The following is a 10,294-nucleotide window of genomic DNA, read 5'->3' as shown; positions in this document are numbered from 1 at the left end:
GGGCGGTCTTCGCTGTCGGCCACCACCTGCTCGTGGTGATCTGGTGGATGCTCCACGAACACACCGCCTACAACGAGATGGGCGACAACTACCGGAACCGCCGCCTCGACCCCGAACGGCGCAAAAAACAACTCGTCAACCAGCTCGAACAACTCGGCGTCAAAGTCACCCTCGAACCGGCCGCCTGACCCCGCCATCGCTGCGCCACCTCCGAGCACGGCATCCAGAAACTCTGTAGCACCCCTTCTTCATACTCGTGTGTATGAAGACATCTGCCCGCAACTCCGCCCAGCAGCTCAGCCTCTTCGTCCCCACGAACGTCGACGAGCGCTTCCGCATCGACGAGGCCACCCGCCGTCGAGGTCTGCGCCACGTCGCCGAGCTGAAGGCCCGGCTCGAGGCCCGCTACCCCACGCCCCGGCCCACGAAGATCGGCACCGAACGGGCCACCGTCGGCGCCCGAGCCGCCGGGAAGGCGGCGTGACCGTTGTCAGCCGGCGTCCGCGGAGGAGGCGGCCGGGGCGAGGCCGCGGACCGCCTCCCAATGGTCGAGCTCACGATCCAGCGGAAGGATGGCCAGTGTCGATGTCGTGACGCCGTGGTCGAAGTACTGCTGGATGCGCGCCCGGCAGTGGTCCAGGCTGCCGTGCACGATGAGCTCGTCCACCACCGAATCGGGGATAGCCGCCACCGCGGCCTTGCGATCCCCCGCCGCCCAGGCATCCCACATCGGCTGCAAAACCTCGCCCCGGCCGAGCCAGCGATGGAACTCGGCGTACACCGGTACGTTCAGATAGGCGGCGATGGCGAAGCGAGCGCCGGCCCGTACGGCCTCGGCGTTCTCGCTCGGGCACACGAAGATGCGCGCGACCAGCTCGCGTGGCTCCCCACCGGCGGCATCGAGCACGACGCCGGCCACCTGCGCCACGTCCTCGGCCGACAACCAGTTGGTGATCGCCCCGTCGCCCTCGCGCCCGGCGAGGCGGAGCATGCCCTCGCGGAGGGCGGCGATGAGGATGGGCGGCTGCTGCTCGGGCACGATCCCGAGCCGGAACCCGTTGATCTCGAACGTGTCGTAGGCCTTGGTGACCTTCTCCCCGCCCAGCGCGTCGCGGAGGAACCGGACGACGTCACGCACCTTCTTGTAGGGCTCGACGAACGGCACCCCGTTCCAGCGCTCGACGATCACATTGCTCGAGGTGCCGACGCCGATGGCGAAGCGGCCCGGAGCGGCATCGGCCAACGACGCCACCGACTGCGCGAAGCACGCCGGCGAGCGCGTATAGGCGGGGACGATCGCCGTCCCGAGCCGCAGCCGGGGCTCCCACGCCGCGGCGAGGGCGAGCGGCGTGAACGCGTCGGCGCCGTCGGCCTCGGCCGACCAGATGTCGGTGTACCCGAGCTCGACGAGCTCGCTCAGCCGCTCACGATGTGTGTGGAGCGGGCCCGGCAACGGCACGGTCATGCCCGGTCGCGTCGGCAAGCCAGCTGACGGCGTCGTCGATTCACTCATTCGTTGTCTCTCCCGGCGGCATCGTTCGTGGCGGGGTCCTGGTCGCCCGCCCGTGAAGGGTCTAGCCGATCGGCCGCTTCGCTCCAGTACCGCACGATGCAGCTCTGGCTCGCCGTCGCCAGCAGCGTGCCGTCCTCGGCGTACATCTGGATCAGGCCGTGTCCGAAACCGCGAGCCACCGCCTGCACGGTGATGTCGAGCAGGACCCAGCCATCCGATCCGAAGTGACCAGGACCGAGATCGACGATGCGGAGCGTGTTGTCGAGACTGTTGCCGCCACCGCGGATGCCGAGCGCCTGGCCCACGCCCATCGGCACGAAGTCGCCGAGCACGGCCAAGCCGGCGGCATCGAGCGGACCGACGAGGTCGGGGATCCGCGCCCACATCAGGGTGCGTCCCGAACCCTCCGTGCCGTCGAGCTCGTCGAACGAGCGGCCGACCGCAAGGCGCTCGTCGAGCCGGTCCGAGATGGTGCCGGCGACGATCATGTTCCGCGGGCGGCGACCACAGGACTCGGGCGGGGGGACGTCGAGCGGCATGCGCTCCCACTGGCCGGACCGGTCGAACTCCCTCGCCCCGAGCGCGGCGTTGACGGTGAGGATCTCCGTGTCGGCGACATGACACACCGCCCGGGCCTGGGTGATCTGGTTGCCCTCCACGGCGAGACGCACGTCGATGTCGACGATCTGCCCGGGCCGGGCGTAGGCGAGATACTGCGCCGTCGCCCACACGCACGGTCGTCCCGACGTCCCCTCCATCGCCGAGATCGCCGCGGCCAGCCCGACGCCGCCGAACATGAAGTCGCCCGGGGTGGAGATCCCCCTCGTGACCGGCAGCTTCCAGCGGAAGCGGTTGTGGGTGGGCTCGAGCCCGATGAATGCTCGGGTATCCATGGCGGTGGCATTGTCGCACGCCACCGCAGACGACCCTCAGCTGTGGACGGCCTGGGTGGTGCGGTAGATGCGGCGCAGGGAGAGGCCGAACATGATGGTCGAGATGCCACGGAACAGCACGCGCAGACCGAGCAGGATGGCGAGGGCGAGGATGGTTGCCCGGGGCCAGGCCAGGGCGAGGATGCCGACCAGGACGCTGCAGGCGCCGTCGAGCAGCCACACGCCCCACATCGGCAGGGCGCGCCGATAGGAGACGACGAAGGCGATCTCGGCCAGTCCGCCGGCGATGAAGCCGAGGCCGACCATGGCGGCGAGCGCCCACAGCGTGACACCGGGCCAGGCGATGGCGACGACCGCGGTCGCGAGCCAGATCAGGCCGAGGACGTAGGAGGGCCAGCGCACCCGGTGCCGGTCGGCCTCGACGAACTCGTCGACGCCGGCAACCGCCAGCCCGAGGGCGACGAGCACGGCGAGCGTCTTGACGGCATCGAAGAGGTTGACCAACAGCAGCAGGCCGATCGCCGCCATCACGACGCCGAGCGCCACCACGACGCCCCAACGGCGCAGCAGCGGCGTGACGAACGTCTGGGAGAACCCCTGCACCTGCATCGTCATCTCTCCGGCCGCTCGACGGCGACATCCAGCCGTTTCCCGGTCGGGTCAGGGCCGTGACGCCCGTCCCCGGTGGCGTGGCCGACGGTGGTGTACAGGATGTCCACGCCCGGCATCTTGCCTCATCGCGGACAAGGTGTCGGACACATCGCCCGAGAGCTCCGGTCCACGACCTGTGTCAGCGGCGGCAGCGACCGGTGTCGGCGGCGGCAAGGTGGCGGCAGGGTGGCGTCAGGGCGACGTCGTCGAGGTCGTGGTCTCCCCGGCGACCGGAGCCACCGTGGTGGTCGGAGCGAGCGTCGTCGTGGTCGTGGTGGTGGTGGTCGTCGTCGAGGTGGTCGGGGCCGGCGCCGCGATACCGGCCTGGTCGATGGCGTCCTGCAAGATGGCGGCGAGGTCGCTGGACTCCTCGGGATAGTTGCCGCTGACGAGCAGGGCCCACGTCATCCCGTCGGGGCGGTGCACGACCATCGAGTGGGTGTTCTCCACGGTGCCCGTGTGGCCCCACGACTGGTTCGCGTAGGCGATCGTGGCGAGCCCGTACCACTGTGAGTAAGGGTCGCGATAGACGATGCCCGGAACCTGTCGCCGCATCAGGGTGGTCAACTCGTCGGGAAGCGGGTGGAAGCCGGGCTTCGTGTTGTCGAGGGAGTCGACGATCGTCACGATGTCGGCGGCCGTCGCCACCCAGGCGCCGGCCGGTCCGAGCGCCTCCATGTAGACCCGCCCGGGGAACGACGGATGGACCACCTCGTCGGGCCGCGGGTCGAACGTTCCGGCCAGGCGCATGCCGCTCAGACCCAGCGGGTCGAGCAGCCGATCATGGACGGCTTGCTCGTACGGCTGACCGGTGACGATCTCGATGAGGATCCCGAGCAGGCAGAAGTTCATGTTCGAGTAGCGGTACGTGGTGCCCGGCTGGTTCTCGATCCCCTCCGACAGCCCGATCCGACCCGCCTCGTCGCAGGACGACGCTCCGCCCCGGAAGAACGTTCTGTCGAACACGCCGAACCCGGCGGTGTGGGAGAGCAACTGATGCACGGTGACCTGCTCGACCGGGCGGCCGGCGACGTCGACGCCCAGCCGGTTTCCGAGCGCAGCACCGACGGCTTGGTCGAGCTGGAGCTGCCCATCGGCGACGAGCTGGAGGACGACCGTGCCGGTGATCACCTTGGAGATGCTGGCGACGCGGAACCGGTCGGTGACGTCGACCGGTTCCGGCGGTGGACCGGGAACGGTGGTCGTGGTGGTCGTCGCCACGGTGGTGGTCTGGGCGTCTCCTGTGGCGGGCGGATCGGTGGCCGGCGGCGGAACCTCCATGTCGGGCGAGTTGCGCACGCCGCCGGCACTCCGGTGCGCCGCCTCGCCGTCGATGTTCACGGCGAGGGAGTAGGCGAAGTCGCCGTTCCCCAGCAGTCGGTCCTGGAGGTACGCGTCGACGGCGGCCCACTGCGAGTCACTGATCGGCGCGAGGGTCGACGCCGGAGCCTCCCCGGGGAACGTGGTCGCTGACGCGGTGCCGACCGTTTCCGCGGGTGGCGGCGCGGTCGTGGTGACGGGCGGCGTGGAGAGATCGGGCTCGGTCGCCGCGCCGGTGGCGATCGTGGTCGTGGCGGCCGGAGACGGTGTGACGGCGGTGCCGCTGGTGTCCGGCGCCGGCGTCTCGGTACCCGGCGTCTCGGTACCCGGCGACGCCGCGCCCGGCACGCTCGTCGTGATCACGGGCCGCGCGTCGGGCCGCGACGCGCTGCAGCCGGCCACCGCCGCGGCGAGTGGGACCGCCGCGGCGATCACGATCGCCCCACGGGCCCTCCGTCGCACCAGATCCATCATCGCGGCTGGCCCGCCGCCGCCGCCGTCACCCCGACAGTACGGCGCGGGCCACGAGGTCGGTGCCGAATCCGGTGAGGATCGCCAGGTAGAGCAGACCGGTGGCCGCCATGACCGCGGAGTACTCGCGCTCGCGTAGCGCCGCCTTGGCGACGAACACGAGGATGATGGTGGCGACGGCACAGGCCGCCCAGAACCATCCGAGGACGCCACCCCAACCGTCGTCCACGGCACCGGTCCAGACGCTCACCATGCCCGTCGGGATGAGCAGGGCGATCACCTGGATCGGCCAGACGTAGCCCACGGCGTCGACCATCTCGTGCAGCAGACGGCGCGGGAGACCGGGCTGGGTGAGGTACCAGTGACCGAGCAGCATGGCGTCGGTGATCACCCCGAGGAACGCCGCGCTGACGAGCGTTCGCAGCAGCGCCAGGGGTACCGGGCCGCCGGTGTCGAACGAGGCGGCGACGAGGCCGACCGTGCCGATCGCCACGGGCACCAGGTCGAGGGCAGGCTCGAACTCACGGCGCGCCGTGACCGGTTCTCCGGCATCGGCGCCCGCCTGCCCCGTCCGTTGGATCCCGGTCATCGCCGCGACCCGGGCCGTGCGCCGGTCGTGCTCGGCGAGCTGGCCCCGCACACCCGCTTTGCGCTGGACGAACGAGACGCCGAAGATCACGAAGCAGGCGGCCGCCATCGTGAGCGCGGCGACGTCCCGCACCGGATTGGTGTCGACGAGGAGGGCGACCACGAACGCCGCCACGGCGAACACGCCGTACGTGCCACGGAGGAGCCAGCCGTAGCCCAGGCTCACCTCGCGGCGCCTCGTGGTGAACCAGCAGAAGAACATCCCGCCGACGGCCCATTGCAACAGCACGGTCGCTGCGTCGAGGCGGATCACGGCCGAGGAGGCTAACGGCGCCGGTCCCGATCGGCCCCTGGGCGTCGGTCACCGCCGGGCGGGCACTCGCCGTCGCCGGGGGGAGTCGGCCGGGCCGAGACCGACTCGGTACGCTGAGCGCCGACATGGTCCGTCCTGCTACATCTCCGGCCCGACGGACCCTGCCGCTCGCCGCCATCGCGGTCACCATCGGCCTCGGTGCCTGCGCCACGGGGACCCGAGCCGAACTCCGCCCCGACCTCGCCACCACCGGCAACGAGGCCGTCGACGCCGTGCTCTCCCGTCTCGCGGAGTTGCCGACCGCCGTCTATGCCGCCGACTACGACGTCCATCTGCCGTTCAACGGCACCGACATCGAGGTGACGACGACGCAGGCCGAGCCGAACCGGAGGTCGCTCACGATCGGCGACATACGCTTCATCGTCGAGCCGGGGCAGACGAGCGGACGGACGTGCGACCTGTCCAACGGCGAGTGCGAGCCCAGGATCGTCCCGCAGCGCGTCAGTGACGCCCAGATGACGAACGACTTCTTCGGCACCAGCCTCGTGGCCCGTCTCCGCCGTGACGCCGGGCTGGCGATCCGGGCGCCGGAGGCATCGACCGAGGATCTCGACGGCGCCCCCGTGACGTGCGTCACGTTGGCCTTCTCGCCGCCGGCGTCGGCGCCGAACAGCACACCGACGAGCACCTACTGCGTGCTCGACAACGGCGTGCTCACCCGACTGATCGCGTCCGACATCGAGGTGACGCTCACCGACTACTCCGACGAGGCCGACGAGCGCCAGTTCGAGATCGGCCCCTGACGACCCCGGGTCGAGCGCTTCAGCCGAGTACGACGAGGTCGTGGTTCGCCCGGTTGAGCGGCTGCGGCCCGCTGTCGGTGGCCACGACGATGTCCTCGAGGCGCATGCCCCAGCGTCCGGGCACATAGATGCCGGGCTCCACGCTGTACGCGTGTCCGGCCGCCAGCGGCGCCCCGTTGCCCTCGACGATGTAGGGGTCCTCGTGCTCCTCCATGCCGATGCCGTGTCCGGTGCGGTGGATGAAGTAGTCGCCGAAGCCGGCGTCGCGGATGATCCGCCGGGCCGTGCGATCGACCTCCTCGGCCGGGGTGCCGACGGTTCCGGCAGCGACCGCTGCGGCTTGCGCTTCGTGGAGCACGGCGTAGGCCTCGGCGATGTCGGCCGGCGGCTCTCCGAGGTGGACGCAGCGCGTGATGTCGCTGCAGTAGCCGTTCATCGTCCCGCCGAAGTCGCACAGCACGATCTCGCCGTCGGCGATCACCTTGTCGGATGCATGGTGGTGTGGGCTGGCCGCGTTGGCGGCCGACGCGACGATGGCGAAGTTCACCACGTCGTGACCTTCGGCGATGAGCCGCGCCGAGATGTCGGCCGACACGGCGGCCTCGGTGCGCCCGGCGAGGGCGATCTCACCGGCGTGCAGCTGAGCGGCGACGCGGTCGGCGGCGTCGGCCGCGGCCTGGAGGGCGGCGATCTCTGCGGCGTCCTTGACGATGCGCAGCGGGCCGATCACATCGACGGCACGCGAGAACTTGGTGTTGGGGAGCGACGGCAGCAGCTCGACGAGGAAGCGCGCCCACATCTGGTCGCCGATGGCGGCGGTCGCCGGCGAGCCGGCCAGCTCGGCGATGAGGGCGATCGGATCGCTGGTCTCGGACCACGGCCTGATGGCGAAGGCCCCCGGCTGCTCGACCACGCGAGGCGCCTCGAGCTGGGGCACGACGAGCGTCGCCTCGCCGTCCCGGGGCAGGACGAGCATGGTGACCCGCTCCAGCGGCATCGCCAGGTAGCCGGTGAGGTACGGCAGGTCGTGGCCGACCGACACGAGCGTGACGTCGATCCCCTGCGCGGTCATCGCCTCCCGCACCCGCTCGAGGCGCGAGGCGTACATGGAGGGGTCGGCAGCAGGCGAGGAACTCACGCCGCCCATTCAATCACCCCACGTTCTTGTACTGATTTCTGATCACCCGTGACGAGAGATCAGTACAAGAAGACGGGCTCAGGCCGGTGCGGGGACGGCAGTGGCGCCGGCGGCCGCCTGCTTGGCGTGATAGCTCGACCGGGTGAGGGGGCTCGCTTCGACGTGGCCGATGCCGAGGGCCTCGCCGACCTCGGCCCAGCGGTCGAACTGCGCCGGCTCGACCCAACGGTCGACCGGGATGTGGTTCGACGTCGGGCGGAGGTACTGGCCGATCGTGACGATATCGACGCCGATCGAGGCGAGATCGGCGAGCAGTCCCTCGACCTCGGCGTCGGTCTCGCCGAGTCCGACCATGAAGCCCGATTTGGTGACGAGTCCGGCCGCCTTGGCGCGGGCGAGCACCGACAGGCTGCGCGCGTAACCCGCTGACGGGCGCACGGCCCGCTGGAGGCGGGCCACGGTCTCCATGTTGTGGTTGAGCACGTCGGGCTTCGCCGTGAACAGCGTGCGGAGCGACGCGCCGTCGCCGCGGGCGTCCGAGATCAGCGTCTCGACGCGCGTCGCCGGCCGACGCCGGCGGATCGCCTCGACGCACGCCGCCACGTGGGCCATGCCACCGTCGGCGAGGTCGTCACGGGCCACCATCGTGAGCACCGCGTGCTCGAGGCCCATCCGTTCGATCGCCTCGGCGACCCGCTCGGGCTCGTCAGCCGCCGGGGCCTCGGGCTTGCGCGTATCGACGAGGCAGAACCCGCACGCCCGGGTGCACCGCTCCCCCAGCACCATGAACGTCGCCGTGCCGTCGGCCCAGCACTCCGACAGGTTCGGACAGCCGGCGTCCTCACAGACCGTGATGAGGTCGAGCGAGCGGATCGTGCGCTTGAGCTCGAGCACCTCGGCCGTGTGATGCACCTTCGGGCGGAGCCAGTCGGGCTTGCGTGTGCTGATGGCCAGGCCGCCCACCACGCCGGCCGCGTCGAGTCGCCGCCGCAGATGGACGGGCGTGGCATCCGGCCGCTGGGCGCCCGCGGGAGCGGTCGTCACGCTGCCGGCCGACGACGGAGCGGCCGGCACGATCGACCCGGGTCCGCTGCCGCGCGAGAACGGCGCCAGATCCTCGGGGCGGTGCCGCCATGCCACGTCCTGGCGATCCACCGGCGCGCCGTCGCCCCATCGCTGGGCAGCCAGACCGGCAAGGACACCGACGACCTCTTCCATCGAGGCGTCGACACCCTCCTCACGCAGGGACGTGACGGGGCGATCGGGAATGCCGCACGCGACGATGTGCTCGCGCAGGTACGTCATGTCGGTGCTGACGTTGAGCGCGAACCCGTGCATCGTTCGGCCGTTCTTCAGGCGCACCCCGATGGCGCAGATCTTGCGCGGGTTGGGGCCGTCGGCGTCCACCCACACACCGGGGTACTCGGTGAGCCGACCGGCGGACACCCCGAACGCCGCCAGGGTGTCGATCACCAGCTGCTCCATGTTGCGCACGTGCGCGCCGGCGCCGAGCTTGTTGGCCACCGTGAGGATCGGATAGCCGACGAGCTGGCCGGGACCGTGATAGGTGATGTCGCCGCCCCGGCTGACGGCGACGAAGTCGGCGCCGACCTGCTCGGGGATGCAGCGCAGATTCTTGTCGAGCTCGGCACGCGGACCATAGGTGAAGACGTGGGGATGCTCGAGGAGCAGCAGATGCTGCTCCTGGCCGTGCCGGAACAAGGCCTGCTGCACCGCCAGCGCTTCGCGGTACGGAACCGTGCCGAGCCAGCGGACCCGAAGCCCCTGCCCGCTCATCAGAGCTCCGTGGACCAGTCCTTCGTCTCGAGGATCTCTTTCACCCGGACGAGGAAGCCGGCGGCGTAGGCACCGTCGAACGCCCGGTGGTCCCACGCCATCGCCAGGTTGCCGACCGGGTGGACGACGATCGCCTCGGTGCCGTCGGGCAAGGCGGCGACGACCGGCTTGCGGACGATCGCGTCGGTGGAGAGGATCGCCACCTGCGGCTGGTTGATGATCGGGAAGGTCAGCACCGAGCCGGCCGAGCCGTTGTTGGTGATCGTGAACGTGCCGCCGCTGATCTCGTCGGGGCCCAGCTTCTTCGAGCGGGCCCGGCCGGCGAGGTCGTAGATCTCGCGGGCGATGGCGCCGAGTCGCTTGTCCTCGGCCGAACGGATCACGGGGACGATGAGGCCGTTGTAGTCGAGGTCGACGGCGATGCCGAGGTCGATGTAGTTGTGCACCACCAGTTCGTTGGCACCGACGCTGGCGTTGAGGTGCGGGAACTCTCCGAGGGCGTCCACGACGGCCCGGCTGATGAACGGCAGGTAGGTGAGGCTGAACCCCTCGTCGGCCTTCCACTGGCTCTTCACCTTGTTCCGGGTGACGTCGACGTTGTGATAGTCGACCTCGACCACGCTGAAGGCGTGCGGGCTGGTGGCCTTCGACGCGTTCATCGCGGTGCCGGTGAGGCGACGGATCTTCGACAGGGCGACGGCCTCGTCGCGCTCGCCGGCCGTGGCCGGCGGCGCGGCCGCCACGGGCGCCGGCGCCGGAGCAGCGGCAGGGGCCGGGGCAGCAGGCGCCGGAGCAGCGGCGGTTGCG

Annotated in this window: 10 protein-coding genes and 1 pseudogene; 3 read left to right on the top strand and 8 right to left on the bottom strand. The window is 70.7% G+C overall.

What is annotated here, in order from left to right:
* Positions 1–188 (top strand): annotated as a pseudogene (locus tag DN771_RS28675) (IS110 family transposase); the annotation flags it as partial.
* 74 nt (positions 189–262) lie between these two features.
* Positions 263–484, top strand: a complete 222-nt coding sequence (locus DN771_RS28670) for a hypothetical protein (protein WP_117001003.1) — start codon at positions 263–265, stop codon at positions 482–484.
* Between the two features lie 6 nt (positions 485–490).
* On the opposite strand, the gene DN771_RS28665 is transcribed toward DN771_RS28670, so the two are convergent.
* The 5 genes from DN771_RS28665 to DN771_RS28645 all read right to left on the bottom strand — a co-directional run bounded on the left by DN771_RS28665 (position 491) and on the right by DN771_RS28645 (position 5,749).
* Positions 491–1,513 (bottom strand): LLM class F420-dependent oxidoreductase, encoded by a 1,023-nt coding sequence (locus DN771_RS28665; protein ID WP_117001002.1) that lies wholly within the window; start codon positions 1,511–1,513, stop codon positions 491–493.
* Positions 1,510–2,406 (bottom strand): acyl-CoA thioesterase, encoded by an 897-nt coding sequence (locus tag DN771_RS28660; RefSeq protein ID WP_117001001.1) that lies wholly within the window; start codon positions 2,404–2,406, stop codon positions 1,510–1,512. The genes DN771_RS28665 and DN771_RS28660 overlap by 4 nt, the downstream gene beginning before the upstream one ends.
* A gap of 36 nt (positions 2,407–2,442) precedes the next feature.
* Positions 2,443–3,021, bottom strand: a complete 579-nt coding sequence (locus tag DN771_RS28655; RefSeq protein WP_117001000.1) for an HdeD family acid-resistance protein — start codon at positions 3,019–3,021, stop codon at positions 2,443–2,445.
* 228 nt (positions 3,022–3,249) lie between these two features.
* On the bottom strand, positions 3,250–4,839 hold the full coding sequence (locus DN771_RS28650; RefSeq protein WP_162942537.1) for a serine hydrolase domain-containing protein: 1,590 nt from the start codon (positions 4,837–4,839) through the stop codon (positions 3,250–3,252).
* A gap of 37 nt (positions 4,840–4,876) precedes the next feature.
* On the bottom strand, positions 4,877–5,749 hold the full coding sequence (locus DN771_RS28645; protein ID WP_117000998.1) for a hypothetical protein: 873 nt from the start codon (positions 5,747–5,749) through the stop codon (positions 4,877–4,879).
* Between the two features lie 125 nt (positions 5,750–5,874).
* Here DN771_RS28645 and DN771_RS28640 point away from each other — a divergent pair, with 125 nt between their 5' ends.
* Positions 5,875–6,552: a hypothetical protein gene (locus DN771_RS28640; RefSeq protein ID WP_117000997.1), complete on the top strand. Its 678-nt coding sequence runs from the start codon at positions 5,875–5,877 to the stop codon at positions 6,550–6,552.
* 19 nt (positions 6,553–6,571) lie between these two features.
* On the opposite strand, the gene DN771_RS28635 is transcribed toward DN771_RS28640, so the two are convergent.
* The 3 genes from DN771_RS28635 to DN771_RS28625 all read right to left on the bottom strand — a co-directional run.
* Positions 6,572–7,690: a M24 family metallopeptidase gene (locus DN771_RS28635; RefSeq protein WP_205528825.1), complete on the bottom strand. Its 1,119-nt coding sequence runs from the start codon at positions 7,688–7,690 to the stop codon at positions 6,572–6,574.
* Between the two features lie 78 nt (positions 7,691–7,768).
* Positions 7,769–9,487, bottom strand: a complete 1,719-nt coding sequence (gene lipA / locus DN771_RS28630; protein ID WP_117000995.1) for a lipoyl synthase — start codon at positions 9,485–9,487, stop codon at positions 7,769–7,771.
* The coding region (locus DN771_RS28625; RefSeq protein WP_162942536.1) for a 2-oxo acid dehydrogenase subunit E2 at positions 9,487–10,294 on the bottom strand (808 nt) is incomplete at its 5' end. The genes lipA and DN771_RS28625, both read right to left, overlap by 1 nt.

The sequence above is a fragment of the Desertimonas flava genome, assembly GCF_003426815.1.
Classification (GTDB): Bacteria; Actinomycetota; Acidimicrobiia; order Acidimicrobiales; family Ilumatobacteraceae; genus Desertimonas; species Desertimonas flava.
The sequence above is the reverse complement of the archived record's forward strand: the minus strand, read 5'-3'. Positions and strand labels throughout refer to the sequence as shown.

Bases quoted from the DNA above. Each gene is read 5' to 3' on its own strand.
- lipA (WP_117000995.1), bottom strand. From the start codon at position 9,487: ATGAGCGGGCAGGGGCTTCGGGTCCGCTGGCTCGGCACGGTTCCGTAC.
- DN771_RS28660 (WP_117001001.1), bottom strand. From the start codon at position 2,406: ATGGATACCCGAGCATTCATCGGGCTCGAGCCCACCCACAACCGCTTC.
- DN771_RS28665 (WP_117001002.1), bottom strand. From the start codon at position 1,513: ATGAGTGAATCGACGACGCCGTCAGCTGGCTTGCCGACGCGACCGGGC.
- DN771_RS28670 (WP_117001003.1), top strand. From the start codon at position 263: ATGAAGACATCTGCCCGCAACTCCGCCCAGCAGCTCAGCCTCTTCGTC.
- DN771_RS28640 (WP_117000997.1), top strand. From the start codon at position 5,875: ATGGTCCGTCCTGCTACATCTCCGGCCCGACGGACCCTGCCGCTCGCC.
- DN771_RS28655 (WP_117001000.1), bottom strand. From the start codon at position 3,021: ATGACGATGCAGGTGCAGGGGTTCTCCCAGACGTTCGTCACGCCGCTG.